General features: G+C 35.8%; 19 protein-coding genes and 1 other annotated feature. Of the genes, 12 read left to right on the top strand and 7 right to left on the bottom strand.

Annotated features, from left to right (window positions below; all coding sequences use genetic code 11):
• Nucleotides 1–356 precede the first annotated feature (356 nt).
• Together MHB51_RS11710 and asnB are read left to right on the top strand one after the other, a co-directional pair.
• Nucleotides 357–1712, top strand: coding sequence for a D-alanyl-D-alanine carboxypeptidase family protein (locus tag MHB51_RS11710; RefSeq protein ID WP_342558208.1), 1356 nt, complete (start codon nt 357–359; stop codon nt 1710–1712).
• Nucleotides 1713–2016: 304 nt separating this feature from the next.
• The gene (gene asnB, locus MHB51_RS11705) at nt 2017–3828 is read left to right on the top strand and encodes an asparagine synthase (glutamine-hydrolyzing) (protein WP_342558207.1); all 1812 of its coding nucleotides are present in this window, start codon (nt 2017–2019) and stop codon (nt 3826–3828) included.
• A gap of 207 nt (nt 3829–4035) precedes the next feature.
• Here the strand turns inward: asnB and MHB51_RS11700 are convergent, their stop codons facing one another.
• From MHB51_RS11700 to MHB51_RS11680, 5 genes are all read right to left on the bottom strand, one after another.
• Entirely contained in the window at nt 4036–4485 is a 450-nt protein-coding gene (locus MHB51_RS11700; protein WP_342558206.1) for an SRPBCC family protein, read from the bottom strand.
• A gap of 206 nt (nt 4486–4691) precedes the next feature.
• Nucleotides 4692–6086, bottom strand: coding sequence for a PLP-dependent aminotransferase family protein (locus tag MHB51_RS11695; RefSeq protein ID WP_342558205.1), 1395 nt, complete (start codon nt 6084–6086; stop codon nt 4692–4694).
• A 141-nt stretch (nt 6087–6227) separates the two neighbouring features.
• On the bottom strand, nt 6228–7028 hold the full coding sequence (locus MHB51_RS11690; RefSeq protein WP_066165886.1) for a M15 family metallopeptidase: 801 nt from the start codon (nt 7026–7028) through the stop codon (nt 6228–6230).
• A 66-nt stretch (nt 7029–7094) separates the two neighbouring features.
• Nucleotides 7095–8186, bottom strand: coding sequence for a HAMP domain-containing sensor histidine kinase (locus tag MHB51_RS11685; protein WP_066165889.1), 1092 nt, complete (start codon nt 8184–8186; stop codon nt 7095–7097).
• On the bottom strand, nt 8179–8871 hold the full coding sequence (locus MHB51_RS11680) for a response regulator transcription factor (protein WP_107943786.1): 693 nt from the start codon (nt 8869–8871) through the stop codon (nt 8179–8181). Before MHB51_RS11680 ends, MHB51_RS11685 begins: the two co-directional genes overlap by 8 nt.
• Nucleotides 8872–8972: 101 nt before the next feature.
• Nucleotides 8973–9191: a binding site (T-box leader), on the top strand.
• Nucleotides 9192–9254: 63 nt separating this feature from the next.
• On the opposite strand from MHB51_RS11680, the gene serS reads away from it, so the two are divergent.
• Nucleotides 9255–10541 carry a serine--tRNA ligase gene (gene serS / locus MHB51_RS11675; RefSeq protein WP_342558204.1) on the top strand — a complete coding sequence of 429 codons (1287 nt, stop codon included), beginning with the start codon at nt 9255–9257 and terminating at the stop codon, nt 10539–10541.
• A gap of 172 nt (nt 10542–10713) precedes the next feature.
• The gene (locus tag MHB51_RS11670; RefSeq protein ID WP_066165897.1) at nt 10714–11370 is read left to right on the top strand and encodes a Type 1 glutamine amidotransferase-like domain-containing protein; all 657 of its coding nucleotides are present in this window, start codon (nt 10714–10716) and stop codon (nt 11368–11370) included.
• Nucleotides 11371–11759: 389 nt separating this feature from the next.
• Here MHB51_RS11670 and MHB51_RS11665 read toward each other — a convergent pair whose 3' ends face one another.
• Together MHB51_RS11665 and MHB51_RS11660 are read right to left on the bottom strand one after the other, a co-directional pair.
• Nucleotides 11760–11972: a TM2 domain-containing protein gene (locus MHB51_RS11665; RefSeq protein ID WP_235616103.1), complete on the bottom strand. Its 213-nt coding sequence runs from the start codon at nt 11970–11972 to the stop codon at nt 11760–11762.
• 257 nt (nt 11973–12229) lie between these two features.
• On the bottom strand, nt 12230–13360 hold the full coding sequence (locus tag MHB51_RS11660) for an SPFH domain-containing protein (RefSeq protein ID WP_066165903.1): 1131 nt from the start codon (nt 13358–13360) through the stop codon (nt 12230–12232).
• Between the two features lie 621 nt (nt 13361–13981).
• Here MHB51_RS11660 and MHB51_RS11655 point away from each other — a divergent pair.
• Genes MHB51_RS11655 through MHB51_RS11620 form a run of 8 tightly spaced genes read left to right on the top strand, consistent with a single transcriptional unit; the run spans nt 13982 to nt 21484 of the window.
• Complete coding sequence (locus MHB51_RS11655; protein ID WP_066165907.1) at nt 13982–15001, top strand: LacI family DNA-binding transcriptional regulator; 1020 nt, start codon at nt 13982–13984, stop codon at nt 14999–15001.
• Between the two features lie 6 nt (nt 15002–15007).
• Nucleotides 15008–15772 carry a glucose 1-dehydrogenase gene (locus tag MHB51_RS11650; RefSeq protein ID WP_066165911.1) on the top strand — a complete coding sequence of 255 codons (765 nt, stop codon included), beginning with the start codon at nt 15008–15010 and terminating at the stop codon, nt 15770–15772.
• 34 nt (nt 15773–15806) lie between these two features.
• Nucleotides 15807–16994, top strand: a complete 1188-nt coding sequence (locus MHB51_RS11645; RefSeq protein ID WP_066165913.1) for an iron-containing alcohol dehydrogenase — start codon at nt 15807–15809, stop codon at nt 16992–16994.
• 17 nt (nt 16995–17011) lie between these two features.
• Entirely contained in the window at nt 17012–17632 is a 621-nt protein-coding gene (locus MHB51_RS11640) for a hypothetical protein (RefSeq protein WP_066165916.1), read from the top strand.
• Nucleotides 17632–18321 carry an alpha/beta hydrolase gene (locus MHB51_RS11635; RefSeq protein WP_342558203.1) on the top strand — a complete coding sequence of 230 codons (690 nt, stop codon included), beginning with the start codon at nt 17632–17634 and terminating at the stop codon, nt 18319–18321. The genes MHB51_RS11640 and MHB51_RS11635 overlap by 1 nt, the downstream gene beginning before the upstream one ends.
• Before the next feature lie 18 nt (nt 18322–18339).
• On the top strand, nt 18340–19431 hold the full coding sequence (gene ugpC, locus MHB51_RS11630; RefSeq protein ID WP_066165926.1) for a sn-glycerol-3-phosphate ABC transporter ATP-binding protein UgpC: 1092 nt from the start codon (nt 18340–18342) through the stop codon (nt 19429–19431).
• 12 nt (nt 19432–19443) lie between these two features.
• Entirely contained in the window at nt 19444–20193 is a 750-nt protein-coding gene (locus MHB51_RS11625) for an aldolase/citrate lyase family protein (protein WP_107943779.1), read from the top strand.
• A 7-nt stretch (nt 20194–20200) separates the two neighbouring features.
• Entirely contained in the window at nt 20201–21484 is a 1284-nt protein-coding gene (locus tag MHB51_RS11620) for an amidase (RefSeq protein ID WP_066165932.1), read from the top strand.
• Nucleotides 21485–21486: the final 2 nt, after the last annotated feature.

Here is a 21486-nt window from a genome sequence, read left to right as displayed (position 1 = left end):
TGTCTAGATTTTATTCGAGCTAATTGATAAAAGTGTCAAGTCCTATGACATCCGTCAATGGTCTATCACTTTTTGAGCAAGTGTGTTACACCATCTGGGTTAAAGTAAAATAAATCATTCATCTTATCGCCTAAAGATGTGGCATTTGCTGAATAAAAAAAATGCAACTAATCCACTCTGTTAACGTCAATACTATTGTTAACAGAGTGTTTTTTATTAATTAAGCTTGAAATATCTATGACATTCGTCGGAGCTTTATCTTGATTTTTCTAATAATTGAACTACATACAATCTATAAAAGGTAATTTTTTGTAGCATCGAGATAAATCCTACATTTATTGACGTTCTATGATAAAATGGCGAAGGAGAAACTATTTAGTGGAGGTAGCTTTGTGAAAAAGGCAAGTATGAAAATGATCAGTTTGCTAATGCTTCCGATTTTATTACTAAGCATGCTAGTAACAGCACCGGTGGCAAATGCAGAAACTGATTTAGGTTTGACAGTAGACGCAGCGATTTTAATTGACGCAGATTCAGGGAAAATTTTGTATGAACAAAATGCAGATACACCATTAGGTATTGCAAGTATGACAAAAATGATGACAGAATATTTATTGCTTGATGCAATAAAAGCGGGAACAATTACTTGGGAACAGGAATATCGTGTAACAGACTATACGTATAAAATGTCTCAAAATCGTGCATTAAGTAATGTACCGTTACGAGCAGATGGTGTTTATACAATACGAGAATTGTATGAAGCGATGGCAATTTATTCAGCAAATGCTGCGACAGTTGCGATTGCAGAAACAATTGCAGGGACGGAAACAGAATTTTTAAAGTTAATGAACGCAAAGGCGGAAGAACTTGGACTTGAGGGGTATAAATTTGTTAACTCAACAGGTTTAAACAATATTGATTTATTTGGTATGCATCCATCAGGCACTGGTGCAGAGGATGAAAATGTGATGTCGGCTAAATCGACAGCCAAATTAGCCTATCTTCTACTAAAGCAGCACCCAGAGGTTTTGGAAACATCTAAAATTGCTAAAAAGACTTTCCGAGAAGGGACAAGCGATGCAATTAAGATGGAAAACTGGAACTTCATGTTACCAGAACTTGTTTACTCCTATGAGGGGGTAGATGGCTTAAAAACAGGTACAACAACATTTGCAGGGTATTGCTTCACAGGAACGGCTGAGCGTAATGGAACACGACTTATTGCAGTGGTAATGAAGGCTGTTGATGCAAATGGTGTAGGCTCTTATGAAGCGCGTTTTGATGCAACAGCAAAGCTATTTGATTATGGGTTTGGTCAATTCACAAAACAAGAGTTATTACCTACTAACTATGTATTTGAAGAGCAAAAGTCAGTGAAAGTGACGAAAGGGAAAGAAGATAATGTTGCAATTGCAACGAAAGAGCCTATCTCTGTCATGATTAAAACAAATGAAAAAGATTTATATAAGCCTGTTTTGAATTTATCGAACGAGGAATTAGAGGCTGCAGTTGAGGAAGGTGTCGTAGTGGGACAAGCCTCATTAGAGCGCTCAGAAGGCACAGATTACGGCTTTATTGACGGCAAGCAACTAACAGTAGATATTATAACAACAGCGTCTGTAGAGCGTGCTAGCGGCATCTCATTATTTTTCCAAGGTATCGGCAAATTTTTCAGTAACTTATGGGGAAGTGTAACAGGCTTATTTAGCTAATAATTTTAAATGAAGTTGTCCGAAAGCACGTTAGTACGTCGCTTTCAGACAACTTTTTGTGTTTTAGAAGGTTGTAAACAGTCAATTTAGCGGCTTCTCTTTGAATAAGTAAAAAGTGATTTTAATTATAGTAAAGCAACCACAGTTTTTTGGACTATGTGTAACTCCATATTTTATTGAGATTAAAAACACGGATTTTAAAATCTCCTTTTAACATGTATTAACGGTCTGTAAAAGCTCGATTATTGCTGTTCTACTAAAATGGAGAGGTGCATATACATAATACGTGAAGGAGCGTGAAAAAATGTGTGGAATTGCGGGTATCGTGAGCTTTGCTAAAGTATTAACTGATACGCAGCAAATACAGCAGATGACGGATATTTTAGCGCATAGAGGCCCTGATGCACAGGCTATTTGGACTGAACAGCATGTACAGCTTGGTCATCGTAGATTGGCGGTAATTGATGTGGTAGGCGGGGCGCAGCCAATGACAAGAACTCATCGAGATAAACTTTATACCATTGTGTATAACGGTGAGCTTTATAATACTGAGGAATTGCGTCAGGCGTTAATCACACAAGGCTATACATTTACAACAACATCAGATACGGAAGTTTTACTGTATGCATTTATAGAATGGAAAGAGCACTGTGTAGAGCGTATAAACGGCATTTTTGCCTTTGCTGTATGGGATGATAGCCAGCAATCAATTTATTTATTCCGCGACCGATTAGGTGTAAAGCCTCTATTTTACACACAAAACGCTGAGGGACTATTATTTGCTTCTGAAATAAAGGCCTTATTAGCACATCATACAATCCGTCCAATTGTTACCTATGAAGGATTAACAGCATTGTTAAGCATCGGCCCTTCTAGAAAACCAGGCACAACAGTTTTCAAAAATATTTTTGAATTACCACCTGCACACGCTTTACAATTCAATCAAAATAAGATGACGACTTGGTGTTATTGGGATGTGGAGAGCAAGGAGCATAAAGATTCATTAGAGCAAACGATTGAGCATGTACGAGAATTGACAATCGATGCAATTCAACGTCAATTAGTTAGCGATATGCCGCTTTGTACATTACTATCTGGAGGGCTTGATTCAAGCATTATTACTGCAATTGCCGCGAACACATTAAAAGAGCATGGTGAAAAGCTTCACACTTATTCAATAGATTATGAAGATAATGCCCAATTTTTTAAAAAAAATGATTTTCAAACGACACGGGATGGTTATTGGATAGACATAATGAGCAAGCAATTTAATACAGTGCATCATGAAATTATTATAGAGCAGGAGCAGCTCGTTGCGTATTTAAAACAGGCACTACGGGGGAAGGATTATCCGAGTATGGTGGATATTGATAGTTCCCTTATATTATTTGGCCAAGAAATTAAGAAAAATTTCACTGTTGCCTTATCGGGTGAATGCGCAGATGAATTATTTGGTGGCTACCCTTGGTTTTATAATGAAACACCATTCTTTCCTTGGATTCGCTCTATCGACGAACGAGCGCAATTACTTCAAGGTAGCTGGCAGCAAAGACTACCATTAAAGGATTATTTACAGCAAGCTTATCAAGATGAAATTACACAGATACCTACAAATGATAAGAGACAGCAGCTCTTTTATTTGAATCGCCAATACTTTATGCAAACCTTATTGGAGCGTAAAGATCGTATGACGATGGCAGCAGGCTTAGAAGTTCGCGTCCCTTTTGCAGACCATCGCCTTGTTGAATATGCTTGGAATATTCCCTGGGAAATGAAAACAATTGGCGGCTTGGAAAAAGGTATATTAAGAAAATCCTTTGAGGGCATTTTACCTAAAGAAGTAGTATATCGGAAAAAGAATCCATATCCTAAAACCTACCACCCTAAATATACAAATGGGGTTCAGAAAATATTGCAGCAGCGACTAGAAAATGAAAATTCAATTTTATACGAGCTGTTCAATCATGAAAAAATCAATGAGCTGATGCAATCGGGAGGTTCATCTTTCCGAGTGCCTTGGTTTGGCCAGCTAATGGCAGGACCACAGCTGCTAGCATTTTTAATTCAGATAGATATGTGGTTTGAGGAATATGCTATTGAGCTGGTGGAGCATTAGTGTTTACTAATGCTCCATGCTTTTATTAAAGTATTGATTGTACTTTAGTACGTAAAATGATAATTATATCACTCTTCAAATTGATGTTTTTTCATTGTAGAAGATGGACTTCACTTTCTAACAAAAAGACAAACACCCAAAATTCACTTGAGCGTTTGTATTGTAACATTAAACTTGATTATTTAGGTGGGAGTATCTAATCAGTAATTAATATTGTGCTTCAGCTACTTTTTTGACACGTTCTAAAAATTCAACAACTATTTTATCTGAAGCAAATAATAAAAATAATTTTCCGAACCATTTTAATGAATTATTCGTTACAGTATACGTGAAAGAAGTTTCTGTTTCATTTATTTTATTTAATTCATAGTAAGCTGTAATTTCAAACATATTAGCGAGTGTAAAGCCTACTTTCAATATTTTTTTATCAAGCTCATTCGTATAGTTAAGTGTCTTTACATCATACTCTTCGATACGTTTTCCTTCTTTATATTTTTGGCGATAAACGCTGCCAACTACTTCCTCCGTTATTTTTATAGGTTTGTTTTCAATTACTTGTGGCATAATCTTTTGCAAATCAGATAAAGAGCCATTAAGTAGTTGCCAAATGCTTTCTATGGGGGCATTTATGTTAATGGTCTTTGTCCATGTTTTCATTAAATCGCCTCTACTTTCAATAATAAAATGATTGATTTTTTGGAGCTGTTTGGTGGAAGTTAATCGAAAACCATCACGTCCTATTACAACGGTTAACTGACGCCTCCCTTCAAAATATGTGACATACTGGAATCTAATTGTACAAGATATTTTTAAAAGATTGCATCTATTAGGACAATCTTTATTTTCCTTACACTCATTTTGTATTAATGTTTGTCAATGCTCCATACTGCCATAAGTGCGTCAAGATGGGGCTCGATTTTATCGATTGGGATGCCGCCGAAACCTAATAGAAATGTTGGGCGCTTGAGCTGTACTGGAGTTAATAAATAATTCGAAATAGGTAAGATGGAGATATCATTTTCGATAGCAATTTGCTGTAATTCATGCTCCTGTTTTTCGTGTGGAACTTGAATTAATACGTGCATGCCAGCGACATCTCCCGATACTTTAATTGCTGGATAATGCCTCGTGAGTATGGATAATAGCTTATCGTGCTTTTTACGATAAATTTTACGCATGCGATTGAGATGCTTTGAAAAATGCCCATCCTTCATAAAGTGGGCTAAAATATGCTGATCAAAGCGTGGAACAGTCGCAGAATAATAGCCGAATACTTCATTATAACGAGCCAGTAAAGTTGGTGGAAGCACAAAATATGCAACACGTAACGAAGGCATCAGCGATTTTGTAAATGTACTCATATAAATAACTTTATCATTTTGGTCCAAACTATGAAGTGCAGGGATTGGTTTTCCAATATAACGAAATTCGCTATCATAATCATCTTCAATAATATATCGTGATTCTTTTTGGGCAGCCCATTTTAATAATTGAGCCCGGCGCGCAGCAGATAAAACAGCGCCTGTTGGGAATTGATGTGAGGGCGTAATATATACTAAATTCGCCTCTGTTTTTTCTAGCTGGTCAACGAGCAAGCCATCTGCATCGACATCAACAGGAATCGCCACATGCTCTAAATGATTGCGAGGAATTGCCGAATAGCCGGGGTTTTCTAACGCAATATTTGTATCATCGAATAAGCGTAAAATAAAGGGCATGAGCTGCTCTGTACCAGAGCCAATAACGATTTGCTCTGCTGTGCAATTGATGCCACGCGATTGATATAAATAGCTGGCGATTTGCGTACGCAATTCATACTCCCCTTGGCGGTCGCCAATTTGTAGTAGCTCTTTGGAGTGCAAATCAATAAGCTCTTTTGCATATTTTCTCCAAACAGTGAAAGGAAAGGAATCCTCGTCAATTTTCCCAGGAGAAAAATCAATTTTATATGTCCGTTTTTTTTGAACAGTTGGTGTACTATTAATCGGCTTTTCAATAAAGGGTAGCTCATCAATATCCTCAACAAAATAACCTACGCGTGGCTTTGAGGCGATATAGCCCTCCGCCAAAAGCTGTGCATAGGCTAGCTCAATGGTTGTTTGGCTAATATTTAAAAAATCACTAAGCTTTCTTTTAGAGGGCAATTTTTCACCGACGGCAATTTTCTGCTGAATGATTGCGTCCTTAATGCCCTCATATAACTGCTCATACAATGGCGTGCTCGTATCGCGGTCCAATGAGAATAGCAGCATATCCATTGTTCGTCACTCCTTCAAATATAATATTGAGTGTTTGAAAAGCAAACGAACGCACTGCTTTTCAGACATGATTTTTGATGAAAGGGTAAAGTCTTTTCTTTCAAATATTAAATGAACTTCAGTTGCGTGCTTTTTTTACTATTAGCCCTCAATTGTAATAATAATACCACTTTGATTGTCACCGGATATAGTATATGTTTTATCCTTTGGAAGTACAGCTTTTGAAAAAAGTACACTGTCATAGTACTCAATTGTATAATCTTGACCATTAACAGATGTATGAACGATTTGTTCATCTTTTAAAAATTCAATATACTCTTCAAGTGCTAAATCTTTTTCTTGCATTAGTACACTATGTGGCAAGCCAACATAGCGAATATGCCAAGGCTCATATTTAATTTTTGTAATATGCGTTTTATTTTTCGGGTAACGCATGATGAAGCCATGCTGCCATACATTTTCAGCGAGCCATTGTCCTTCAAATGTATCTTCCATACGACCTTGTGTAGAGCCAATATCTAATGATAAACCTAAATTATGCTCACTATAGCCAGCAGGAAGAGCACTGTCCTTGCCATATTCATCATATAATCTTTTCTGCTCCTCAAAGCTTCTGAAGCCACTGCTTATCATAAAATTGGAGATGCCTTCATGATAGGCCTGCTCCATTAAAGCTTCGAATGGTGCTTTTATATGTTCAGAAATTAAAATATCGTTATATAAAACGACGTAGTAATTGTTGTAATTTGTTTTCGAAGCATTAACAAGATCCTTTGGGATGTATTTCTTTTTAATCGGAAAATCATGATTTACGATTAATAAATCACCCTGATATACTTGTTCTTTGGCTGATGTATGTCCATCAATATTTGATTTTTGATTATTGAAAGTAAACCATGCGCCGATACTAAAAATAAGTAAAATAACAATGATTTTTTTCATTTTTTCTCCTCCCTGCTATTACTTTCATAATAAAGAGGAGAGCTTAAATAATTTGTACGGAAATACTTAAATCTTTCTTAAATTAATAATAAAGCATGTTTCCTTCAATGAGCTTGTAGCAGAAATTGTGCCTTCGTGCTGCTCAACAATGTTTTTAGCGATAAATAAGCCTAATCCAGTACTGTTATGTTCAGAAGAACGCGATTTATCAGCTGTATAGAACATATCAAATAGATAGGGTAAATCTTTCTCGGGAATCATGCTCCCGTAATTACAAATTCGTATTTCAAGCGAATCGTCTACAGTCTTAGCTGTAATATCAATATATTGACCATCTACACCATAGCGACATGCATTGGTAATTAGATTTTCAAAGACACGTGCTAATAGCTCTCCATCTGCGTAAACCATTAAATTATCTTCAATTTCGGTGCGAGTAATCAAATTCGCTTGCTCAACAATCGGATACATTTCCTCAGCAAGTTGTAATAAAAGATGTCCGATATCGAATGCAGTTTGCTTTAGTGGAAGCATGCCGTAGTTTAATCGAGTCACTTCAAATAATGTATCGATTAAACCTTCTAATCGACCTGCTTTCGTATAGGCAATCGTTAAAAAATGCTTTTTTTGCTCCTCTGTTAAATTTTCATCATGTAAAATTAAATATAAATAACCGAGTACAGAGGTAAGAGGTGTGCGTAAATCATGTGCTAAATTTACGATTAATTCATTTTTACTTGATTCTGAAAAATCACCTCGTTCAATTGCCTCTTGTAGCATTTTGGCAGCTATATTTATATGCTCGGCTACCTCGCCAAATTCATTGCGACTTTGGATATGAATTTTTTGAGAAAAATCACCATCTGCGAGATGGCGAATGCCAGTAGAAATCGTTTGAAAATAGCCCGTATATTTTTTAGTTAACAGCATAAAAATGAGAAACGATAAGAGGGCAAATACAACTAAAAAGGCATTAGTATCACCAAAGGCTCGCAAATTTTGGCGTAAATCAGCTAAGCTGGTGTCAGCATAAACATTTTGCTTGTAATACCAGCGCAATATCGAGAAAATCACGCCTGTAATAGCCCCTGAAAAAGCCATACTAACGGCAAATAAAAAAGCCATTTGAACACGGAAATTGTGAAATCGCTTAATCATTAAATGTATAACCTACTCCCCACACAGTTTTGATAAACTGATTTTTTTTATTCTCTTTTAATTTTTTGCGCAAATTACGGATATGTACCATCACTGTATTGGCACCTTCAAAATACGCCTCATTCCATACTTCCTCAAAAATATTTTCTGTGCTAAATATTTTTTTAGGATGGCTGGCAAGTAAATATAAAATATCGAATTCCTTACGGGTTAAATCAAGCACCTCATCATACAGCTTGACCTCACGCTTCTCTGGCAAAATGATTAATCCACCATATTGCAGTATCGGTGCTGTAGTAGAAAAGGCTGTATTTAATGTTTTAAAGCGTCGAAGCTGTGCATTGACACGAGCTGCTAATTCAATTGGCGTAAATGGTTTTGTTATATAATCATCAGCGCCGAGTGCAAGTCCATGAACCTTATCAAAATCGGAAGTTTTGGCGCTAACAAAAATGATGGGCATATTGAAATTTTTGCGAATTTGTGTAGCTAATGTATAGCCGTCCATATTAGGCATCATAATGTCTAATATAATAAGGTCAATTATTTGATTTTGTAATATAGACAATACTTTTGTGCTATCGTAGCATGTAATGACATCATAAAATTCCTTTTCTAAATGTAAGGAAATTAAGTCAGCAATCTCTTTTTCATCATCAACAACAATAATTTTTGCTTGTTGCATAGGCAAATCACCTCACCGTCATTATACGTAAAAATAAGTAGCAATGCTTGTTACGAGTTGCGAAAAAAAATAACCTATAGTACAATGAATGCAAATTATAAGATAATGCGATGATAGGAAGTAGTAACAAGCACGTTTTTTTATAGAGAGTTAGCGGTTGGTGCAAGCTAATAAAAACACTTGTGAATCCGTCCTTGAGTTGTCTTGCTGAAAATGATAGTAGGCAAAGACCGGTGACTAAAGCCGTTATGAACGAAGTGGAATAAGCAGTATTTGTTTATTCAATTAGGGTGGCAACGCGGGTAGCTCTCGTCCCTTTTTAGGGGATGGGGGCTTTTTTGTCGTTTCAGCGAATTAGTGTACTAAAGAATGGAGGAAGAAATATGTTAGATATTAAACGTATTCGGGAAAATTATGAAGAAGTAAAAAAAGTGTTGCTTACACGCAATGAGGATTTAGGAACTTTTGACCAATTTGAAGCATTGGATGCAGAGCGTCGTGATTTAATTGCCAAAACAGAGGTATTAAAGGCAGATCGTAATAAAGTATCTGAGCAAATTTCAATGATGAAGCGCAATAAAGAAAACGCAGACGATGTCATTGCACGTATGCGTGAGGTAGGGGAAGAAATCAAAACGCTTGATGAAACATTACGTGCAGTAGAAGAAAAATTTGAAGATATGATGATGCGTTTGCCAAACATTCCACATCCATCTGTGCCTGTGGGTGAAACAGAGGATGACAATGTGGAAGTGTATACATGGGGCGAAAAGACAGCGTTCGATTTTGAACCAAAGCCACATTGGGATGTAGCGACAGACTTACGTGTTGTTGATTTCGAGCGCGCGGGTAAAGTAACAGGCAGCCGCTTCTTATTTTACCGCGGTTTAGGCGCACGTTTAGAGCGTGCATTAATGAGCTTTATGATGGATTTACATGCCGAAGAGCATGGCTATGAGGAAATGATGCCTCCAGTTATTATTAATCGTGATGCGTTAACAGGTACAGGGCAATTACCAAAATTCGCAGAGGATGTCTTTAAGCTAGAGGAGTTAGATTATTTCTTAGCACCAACCGCAGAAGTACCTGTAACAAACTTCTATCGCGATGAAATTTTAGATGGAGAAATGCTACCAAAAGGCTTTGCAGCATATAGTGCTTGCTTCCGTTCTGAGGCAGGTTCAGCGGGGCGCGATACGCGCGGGCTTATTCGTCAGCACCAATTCAACAAAGTAGAGCTTGTGCGCTTTGTAAAACCAGAGGAATCTTACGAGCAATTGGAGCTATTAACAGGTCATGCTGAAAAGGTATTGCAATTATTAGAGCTACCATATCGTAAACTATTAATGAACACATCTGACTTAGGCTTTACAGCAGCAAAAAAATATGACTTAGAAGTATGGTTCCCAACGCAAGATATGTATCGTGAAATTTCTTCTATTTCAAATTTTGAAGATTTCCAAGCGCGTCGTGCCAACATCCGTTTCCGTCGTGAGCAAGGAGCAAAGCCAGAATACGTGCATACATTAAATGGTTCAGGCTTAGCGATTGGACGTACAGTCGCTGCAATTTTAGAAAACTATCAGCAAGCGGACGGCAGCGTAAAAGTTCCTGAAGTGCTAGTACCTTATATGGGGGGGAAAGCAGTAATTGCAGTGCCAGAAAAATAATATCAAAAAGGCTATAAACTCAGTATTTATAACTGTAGCTTTGAAAAAGCCCGATAGTAATGTTACACAATACATTACATTAGATAACTAAAGAGGTTATTTTTACGGTATCATGCTAGTGACAATAAAATAGAAGAAGTAATGCTACTTACACTTTGCTGCGGGGGTATTTATGAAAACTCACTATTATTTAGGCTGGTTTAATAATTTTTTTCCAGAGAATTTAAGCAAGGTGTTACAGGAAGATATTACTGACAGAAAATCGCTTGCTATGATTAGCTCCAATCCATTGTTTTATGAAGATGACGGTGCGATTGAACGCACGTGGCTTGAGCAGGCAGGCATTATATTTGATGAATACCATATAATTAATTATCGCGTACAGAAGGAAGATGCCCAAACCTTAATTCAAAATGCTTCAGTCATTTTCTTGTTAGGTGGAAATACTCTTAAACAAAATGAGTTTTTGATGGAATATGAATTGTCAGGCTTGATTAAAGAAAGCAGAGCCGTTGTAATGGGAGCAAGCGCTGGTGCAATCAATATGTCCGCTAAATGGTTATGCTCGAAAAACTTTGGTTATAAAGTTGAAATAAGCTCTGTTTACGATGGAATCGGCCTTAGCAATTTTTCCGTCCTGTCTCATTTTGACCTTGAAAATAATATTGCGCTTGTTCAAGATGAACTATCTCCCTTATCGAAAGAAATGAATGTTTATGCTTCGAACAAAGATTGCGCTGTACGTGTAAAGGGAGACAAAATCGATATTTTAGGCAATGTCTATTTAATTTCCCACTCACAGATTCAGAAATTGGGTGAGACACTTTAGTCATCATGACCTAACTGAATTAATTTCTTTATGCAAAGCTCCTATTTTAAATCAACAACTGTGCAGCAACAAAAATAATGAGCTAACTAAAAATATTTAGAGCGTGTTTTGGTAAATCCTTTTTTCTAAAACACGCTCTTTTCTTTGATATTCATTATCTATTTCATCAAACTTATCCCACATTAACGAGCAGTAAGAAGCCCACTTCAAAACTTAAGTGAAAATACACAAAGGATAAATGGGAAATCAACTGCCCGTAAAACCCCACTGATTGTAGTTCCGCTCTATTTGCAATCTTTCAAAAATTGTACACCTCTTTCAAACTTTAATAAGAAAAAAGTGTCTGAAAAGCAGTGCGTGCGCACGTTTTCAGACACTTATTTATTGTATTAACTAATGCGAACACGATTTTTCACTTGGAAATTATGTTCTTTTTGTACTAAGTAAATAATTCCTTCGATGAAGCCGATAAAGCCTGGAATATAAGTCCAACAGAAGATTAAATAAAGAAATCCCATTCCAGGACGCCCTAAATAAAACTTATGGATACCTAGTGAGCCAAATAAGATAGCGAGTACAGCAGCAAGCAGTTTTGATTTAATTGGCCATGAAGGGTCTATACCAGGAGCAAGACTAGTATTTACAGGTGCTTGGTAAGCCTGCTGTTGAAAAGCAGGTTGAGCTTGTGCTGTTGTTTGAGGGGGAAGGTCTAATTTCCCACCACAATATTTGCAATGTGCTGTATTTTCTTCAACAGGTGCACCACATTGAGAACATTTTAAATTACTCATTTATAGAAACCTCCTAAAATTACACGATTATAATGTAAAAGTTATGTTATTGCTTTATTACGAATAAGTTAGTTTGCTTTTTCGCCGCAATTATGACAGAAGCGGGCATCGAAATCGAGTATTGTCCCACAGGAACAAGTAGATTTTTTAAAGCTCTTACCACAGTTGCCACAAAAGTTCGCATTTTCATTATTTTCAAAGTTACATGAAGGGCAAGCAAATACCTTTTTCTCCATATTAGCTCCGCATGAATTACAAAATTTGCTATTCGGCTTAACCTTTTCATTACATGAAGGGCAAACGGAATGCTTGTCTATACTTTTTAACGGTGGAAGTTGTTGCTGCATGCTCGTAATAATTTCAGAGGCTGTATTTAAGCCAAAATTACTTAATAGCACCGAGCTTGTCACGTTATTTTGATTATTTGCCGCACCTTCATAAACATCAAAGCTTCGCTGTGTTGTATAGCGGTCATCGCCCATAATCTCAAATTTAGCGCGAGCTGTTAAAATTTTATTAATCTCCTCAAAGTCTTCATCTGGGAAATTAATTGATTTTATATGGAAGCTTAAAAGTGAGAAGCCATACCCCTCAAATTTTTCTTTTACGATTTCTTCCATTGATTGAGAAAGGTTTGCTAATTCTGTTGAGATTTCTAAGGCAGAAATTTTTTCACGAATAATCTTATTTGCTAGCTCTGTTTTTATATGTGTAATTAATAAGCCTCGGAAATATTCTTGTACTTTTTCATATTGCACAATCTCATCTGAAGTCATGCTGCCAATAAGCTCTGAGAAGAATAGCATATAATTATCAATACGAAGAGCCATTTGACCAAATGCACGAATTCGTAATTTAACAAAATATTTAGGGTCAATCAATTGGATTGGATTAGATGTTCCCCAATATAAATCAAGCTTGCTAGCTAAGTTAATATAATAAATTTCAGCCGTAAATGGTGTTTTTCCACCATATGCAAAATTCACAATAGAGCCGATGATTGGTAAATTGTTTGTGGAAAGTACATATGAACCAGAAGGAAAAGCGTCACATACTTGTCCTCCCTTTACAAATAATGCTACTTGTCCTTCATTTACAATTAAAGTACTACCCAGTTTTATATTTTCCGTTGGGTATTTGTAAATAACCCAATCTCTTGAGCGCAGTCCATCAAATTTAATACGATCAAATAATGCCATAATGATTCATCCTTTCAATTATTTCAAATATTGTAAAAGGCGTATATTCTATTTATTATTGTCCTTCGGAATGAAATATGTGTCAACTGCTATTTCATTTAAGTATAGATATTTTCCAATACTTTACTGACTCAGTACTATGATAAAAACAAATGATTAGTGGAAATTCACCAAGTAATATTTTACTAGAATATATAGGTACTATTGTTTTGGCAAATTTATTAGAATGTGATTATTATGGCTTGTAGATGTATAATAAACTATTACAAAAGGCTGACAAATAGCTAGGTTATCAGTCCTTATTAAGGAAATAAAAGCAAGATGGCGGGAGAAAGTATGATTGCATTACAAATATTCGGAGTGAAATAATAGGGTAGTTAGATTCCCTGTACATTGTAAATGAAAACGAACTTATAAAAGCTTTAATAACTTTGATTTTTTATCTTTAAAGTTGAGGGAAAAACGGTATTAATGAATAAATTAATTGCGTAAACGAGAGAAAATATAATAGACAGAAAATAAAAAATATTTTAAAAAGGTATTGCAAATTTAATTATCGGTATGCTAAAGTATGGATAAGAATTTTATGAATTCGAATTCAAAAAAGAAAGGGGATATTTTTTGAGCCAGAGACCAAATGCATATGACGTAGCTAAACTTGCAGGTGTGTCTCAAACAACTGTTTCGAGAGTGCTTAATGATTTTCCTTATGTTCGACCTGCGACTAGAATGAAAGTATTAAATGCGATTGAAGAGTTAGGTTTTAAGCCTGATGAGATTGCTAGAAGTTTAGTGAAGAAAAAAACGAATACAATTGGCTTGATTGTTGGGAATTTAGCGAATCCATTCTATGCTGAAACGGCGCAGGTGATTCTAAATGAAGCCAGTAAATTGAATTATGATGTAATTATGATGGATGGGGATTCCAAAAACGAATCGCTTTCAGAGGTACTAAGTAAATTATTAAATCGTAGGGTAGATGGTGTCATTGTTGCAACTGTGAAGCGACGAGAAGAACTAACAGTCAATATAGTTGATAGTACAATCCCAATTCTGTTTTTTAATAGGTCTATGGATAACTTAGAGCAAGCGAATTATGTAATAGTTGATGATTTAAAAGGTTCGAAAATAGCAATGCAATATTTGATTGAAAATGGACATAAAAGCATTGCTTATATAACTATAACTGGTTATCAAGAGTACTCAACATTTAATGATCGATTTTTAGGGTACAAACAAGCATTACAAGATAATGGTATTGCTTATAATGAAGAATTAGTTTTTGAAGCGAATAATCATAATAGTGCATTAGACTTTTCCATGAATTTATTACAGACAAATCCAAATGTGACAGCTATCTTTGCTTCGACAGATAGCATCGCATTAGAAGTATTGGAAGCGATTTCTCGTTGTAATAAAAAAGTACCTGAAGAGATTTCAATAATGGGGTTTGATGATATCAACATAGCTGGGAATCCATATGTAAAATTAACAACAATTTCTCAACGAAAAGAAGAAATGAGTAAATTAGCACTTACTAATTTGTTGGCATTAATAAGTGGAGAATCGAGTTCCCCTGTTCAAATTGTATTAGAGCCAAAACTTATTGTACGTGGAACAACTAAAAGTACAAAAGGATAATAGAGGATGTTAAATAAATTATTTGATATTAACGATAAAGTTGTCATTGTCACTGGAGCAAGTGAAGGAATTGGAAAAGAAATAGCATTATTTTTATCAGAGCAAGGGGCTCATGTTGTGCTGATTGCACGCAATGAAGCCAAATTGAAATTAGTGGAAGATGAAATAAACAAGAAAAATGGAAAGGTAACAATAAAGCCTTTCGATTTAGAAAATGTTCATCAAATTGAAGGTTTAGTTTCTGATATTTATTCAGAATGTAAAAGAATTGATGTTTTAATCAACAACGCAGGTATTAATATTCCAGAGGCTATTGAAGATGTAACAGTAGAAAATTGGGAAAAGATTATGAGGCTGAATGTAACGAGCGTTGCCTTCCTATGTAAAACTGTAGGAAAATACATGAAGCTAAATAACTATGGGAAAATTATTAACATGTCTTCTCAAATGGGGTTTGTTGGATACTATAAACGTAGTGCATATTCTGCAAGTAAAGGAGCTCTAAACCAATTAACAAAAGCCCTAGCCATTGAATGGGCAGAATATAAAATTAATGTTAATGGTATTGCTCCTACTTTTATTGCAACAAACTTTACGGAAAAGATGTTCCAAGAACCTACCTTTAAGCAAAATGTTTTAGACAGAATACCTTTAGGAAGATTAGCAACAAGTGAAGATATTTTGGGGGCAGTTTTATTATTAAGTACAAAGAGTTCGGATATGATAACAGGTCACACATTATTAGTGGATGGTGGCTGGACAGTTTGGTAAATTTTGAATTCGAATTCAAAGGGAGATTTTAACAATGAATAATGGACTTTCTGTAGAAGTGAAAGATTTCAAAAGCCCGAAATGTATTAGATTCGGTTACGATTCACTTCAATCTGTGAAAGGTTTGTTAAATGAATTAAATGTTAGCAAAGTCTTGATTATTAGTGATAAAGGGATTGAAAAAACAGGTCTTGTTAGCCAGCTTGTATCATTGATTGCTGATGAATCTCTACAAATCACAACATTTACTGATATTGTAGGTGAGCCAACATTCGGATTAGTGAATGCAGTATACGATAGCATAAAAAATAAAGGCATTGAAGCGGTTATCGGAATTGGTGGTGGTAGCTCTTTAGATGTAGCGAAAATTACTGCTGCACTAGCTGATAAGGAAGATATTCAACCTTATTTAAGCAGTGAAAAAATAATCGAAGCAAGAGCTGTCAAATCCATTTTAATTCCTACAACTTCGGGAACAGGTTCAGAAGTAACAATGAATGCAATTTTTGGTGATGAGGTACAACAAGTTAAACGCGGTATTATTAGTGATGTTTTACTTCCAGACATTGCAATTATTGATCCCAATTTAACGCTTACTTGCCCGCCAAGAGTCACAGCAGCTTCTGGCGTAGATGCATTTACACATGCAATCGAATCATACTTAGCGAAAAGAGCAACTATGTTAACAAAAATATATGCCGAAAAAGCAATGGCATTGTTCCCTAAAAACATTAAGAAGGCTGTACATGACGGGGAAAATAAAATTGCTCGAGAAAATATGAGCTGGGTTAGTTTATTAGGTGGCGTTTCCTTAGCAAATGCAGGTGTAGGAGCAATTCATGCCTTAGCTTATCCATTAGGGGGGTATTACCATATCGAGCATGGTGTGGCCAATGCTTTACTACTGCCCTATGTATTTAAAATGATAGGGAAAGCCAACACAGAAGAATTATTAGAAGTGATGAAGATTATGGATTTATACGAAGAAGACATTAATTCTAGCAATGTTGTTGAGCATTTTGTAGCATATTTATTTAAGTTACTTGAAGACTTAAATTTACCATCTACATTAAAAGAATTGAATGTTAAATTTGAAGATTTAGAGATGATGGCGACAGCTGCAAGTCAAATTCACCGTTTATTAGATAATACACCATATAAATTAACTGAAGATTCCATTAAAAAGATTTATGAGGATGCCTACTACGGCAATATCAAATAACTAAGGAGAGATTATTTATGACAGTTCAACCAAAATTCAAAACAAATTATTCAAATGAAGAAATGGAAAACAATTTCGTTATCCGTTTTGATGAGCTTAAGAAAGATGGTATTCCTTTAATGTTCATTGATAGCATTTTACCAGGGCATAATCGTATAAATTACGCGCTAATCGGAGATACAGCGAGTGAAAATGATAAATTCTCCCCAAAAATTACATCTCCACATGGCTTCCAAATCGGTATGGTAAAAGCACCAAAAGGAAATGGACCAGCCTACCATACACATGATTATATTGAAGCGTTTTTACCTCTAACAGGTCAGTGGCGCTTCTATTGGGGAAATAGCGAAGATGAAATTCAAGGCGAAACAATAATTGGTCCATGGGATTTAATTTCTTTACCACCAGGCTTATGGCGAGGCTTTGAAAATATTAGTGAGGAAGAATCTTGGATTTTTGCTGTATTAGAGCAGCATGAAGTATTTGAAGGAAAGGATCCATACTGGCCAAAAGAATTAATTAAAAAGGCAGAAGAGTATGGCTTTAAAGCAGATCAATTTGGAAAAATGATTAAGCCAGATAATTTTGAAGAGCTGGAAAAGAAAATAGCTGAGAATTTAAAAATGGGAGAAAAATAATGTCACTTCCTATCGTATATTTGTCTGGTACGCTTTGTACAGAAAAATTATGGTCAGAGATGACTGAATATTTAGGCTATTCAGGAGAAACTATAATTTTTAATTTGAATGAAAAAAATACGATTAAAGATATGGCACAAGATGTTTTACAGCATATAGAAGGACCATTTATATTGGCAGGTCTCTCTTTAGGAGGAATTGTAGCACTCCAAGTAGCTGCAATTGCTCCAAAGAGAGTCGAAAAACTAATTTTATTTAATACCAATCCTTTTCCACCAACGGAAAATCAATTTAAAAGCTGGGCTAATAATCGACATTTTATTGAAACACAAGGCTTTGAAAATTTTGTAACAGAGTGCTGGGCACCTGCACTGGCTCCAACTAATCCTTCTTTATTTTCTGCTGTTCAAGATATGGCGTTAGAAGTTGGACAACAAGTTTATTTGCAACAATTGGATGCTGTACAAACGAGGCAAAATCAAACTACTATTTTAAGCTCTATCCCTTGCAATACATTAGTTGTTGTAGGCGAAGAAGATCAAGTTTGCCCAGTTGCCATGTCGCGTTATCTGTCTGAGAAAATTGCTAATGCAAAGCTAGTCATTCTACCTGAAACAGGACATTTATCAACCTTAGAACAGCCCAAAAAAATCGCAAATATCGTAAAAGATTGGTTAGCAAATTCTTAAAAGTTCAGGAGGGTTTAAATGGCTGATTTAACATTAAAAAATATTTATAAAACATATAGTGACGGCACAAATGCAGTTGAGAATTTTAATTTAGAAGTAAAAGACCATGAATTTATTGTGCTTGTTGGACCATCAGGCTGTGGGAAATCTACTACTCTACGTATGATAGCAGGGTTAGAGGAAATTTCATCGGGTGATTTTCTCATTGGCAATGACCGCGTAAACGATGTTGAGCCAAAAGACCGCGATATCGCGATGGTGTTTCAAAACTATGCCTTGTATCCTCATATGACTACTTATGACAATATGGCATTTGGGTTGAAATTAAGAAAAATGGATAAAGCAGAAATTCGCCAAAGAGTAGAAAATGCTTCTGAAATACTAGATTTAACAAAATACTTGGATAAAAAGCCGAAAGCCTTATCTGGAGGACAACGACAACGAGTTGCATTAGGCAGAGCCATCGTTCGAGATGCCAAAGTTTTTTTAATGGATGAGCCTTTATCAAATTTAGATGCGAAACTACGAATGCATATGCGAGCGGAAATTATTAAGCTACATAAACGATTACAAACAACAACGATTTATGTTACGCATGACCAAACGGAAGCACTGACAATGGCATCACGCATTGTAGTGATGAAAAGTGGACGCATTATGCAGATTGGTACGCCAACGGAAGTTTATGAAAAACCGCAAAATACATTTGTTGCTAGCTTTATTGGATCTCCACCAATGAATTTTTTGACGGGGGTCGTAACAAATGACGGTTTAAAGGTAGACAACATTATGTTAAAAGCTTCTGCTCAAAGTATAAAAACTTTAATTGACAAAGGTTATTTAGATAAAAAAATTATCATTGGCATTCGTCCTGAAGACATCTCCAAAAGCCTTGAGGCTGTACAAGATGAAAAAACATATAAGGCTCGAATTACAGTACCTGAAATGCTTGGCTCTGAAACGATTCTTTATTTTGATTTAGATGGGCATGACATGATTGCCAAGTTGCGTACTGCTGAGACATTTAACATTGATGATAATATCTTTATCCAAATTAATATGGATAATGCCCATTATTTTGATGAGGAAACAGAACAAAGAATTTTTTAAGGAGTGTTATAGATGCAATCAAAAAATGATTTAACCTCTACAGATAAAATTTCAAATGGGATGTTTCTTGGCACATATGCTCCAGCGTTAGTTGAGATGTGTGGTTTAGGGGGCTTCGATTTTATTGTTTTGGATAATGAGCACGGTGCTTTTAGTGACAGAGATTTAGAGGAGCTCATTCGAACAGCAGATGCGGTAGATTTATTATCAATCGTCCGTGTTTCATACGATGAATCAAGTATTCAAAAAGCGCTTGACCGAGGTGCTCGCGGGATTCAAGTACCGATGGTTAATACGAAAGAGGATGCATTAAAAATTGTGCAGCAAGCGAAATACCCTCCTTTAGGTAAAAGAGGGGTCGCTTATTCACATAGAGCAGCAAAATATGGCTTATTGAGTGGTCAGCGTTATTTAGATGAATGCAACAATGAGACATTTATAGCAATTCATATTGAAACATATGAGTCATTTGAAAATTTGGATGAAATTTTACAGGTGGAAGGAATTGACCTTATCTTTATTGGTTTAACAGATTTATCTGTAGATATGGGATATACGGACAATTCAAATCATCCAGATGTTATGAATGTGGTGCAAGAAATTTATAAAAAGGCAAATGCAGCGAATGTTGCAGTTGGAGAAGTTGCAGGAAATGTAGAGGCAGCCCAAAAAGCAGTAGCTAGAGGGGCTAGCTATGTAGTTTTAGTAGGAACAAATTACTTAATGAAATCATTGCAGGGATATATTGCAAGTATGGAGTAACATTGTAATGACAATTCAAACTTTATTAAATGGATATAAGAGCAAACGATTTAAGCCACGGGAAATCATTCAATCCTATTTTCAAAAAATTCATGACTTGCAACCAAATGCCAATAGCTTTATTCAAATAACAGAAGAGTTAGCATTCGAAGAAATAGAATCCTTGCAGGACAATCAACCATTGTATGGTGTACCGTTTTCTGTGAAAGATTGTATTGATGTAAGAGGGTACATAACAACAAATGGTGTACTTGAAACAAATGCTGTGAAAAAAACTGAGCATGCCTCTATTTTCGATAAACTTGAACGGGCAGGGGCAATCTGTCTAGGAAAAACCAATTTATCGGAATATGCAACAAGTGTGCTTTTACCAAGTACCTCGTTTGGTGCAGTGACGAATGCACAGCATCCAACCTTTATTCCAGGCGGTTCAAGCAGTGGTTCAGCAGTAGCAGTTGCCCAAGGTGTATCTTTATTTTCAATAGGAACAGATACATCAGGCTCCACGCGTATTCCTGCTGCATGTAATGAAATTGTAGGGTTTAAGGCTCCATATAAAAAGGCGCTTTTACATGGGGTAACACCACTATCTGTGACTCAAGATCATATTGGCATATTGACGAAAAACATAGCCGATTTGAAAAAGGTATTACAGAGCCTTGATATGGTTAGCACGGATACTATAAAAACTGTGAAAAAAATCGGCATTCCTAAAGGGTATTTTGATACATGCTTAGATGCAGAGGTTGCCAACTCACTAGAGAAAGTTTATCAACAATTTCTGCAATTAGGATTTGAACTAGTTGAGCTAGATACATCTTTTTTGCAAGACACATTAGCTGTAACTAGAACAATTGGTACAAAGGAATTTGGCAGGGAACATATGAAGGATTTAGGGAATAATTCACATCTTTCCCAAACAATCAAGAACACATTACAACGGAGCTTAGAAATTACAGATAATCTGTACAATGAAGCTTTAGAAATAAAGGAAGCATGGACACAGAAATTTATTCAGTATTTTAAACAAGTTGACATGATTGTAACACCGACATTACCGATTGTTCCACCTATGCTAGACATTACAACGATTACATTAAATCAAAAGCAACACGATGTAGAAGAATTACTTGTTAGGTGTACAAGCCCATTTAATGTCATGGGGTTTCCAACAGTGTCTCTACCATCCAATATAGTTCATCGAGACTTGAAATTTTCTATACAGCTCACAGTTTTAGAAGAAGATATTAATTTATTATTAGATTTTGCAAATGACGTTTTCGAAAAATGATA

Source organism: Metasolibacillus sp. FSL K6-0083, from assembly GCF_038630865.1.
Classification (GTDB): Bacteria; Bacillota; Bacilli; order Bacillales_A; family Planococcaceae; genus Metasolibacillus; species Metasolibacillus fluoroglycofenilyticus.
Note: the sequence above shows the minus strand (reverse complement) of the source record. Positions and strands in the feature narration are given on the sequence as shown.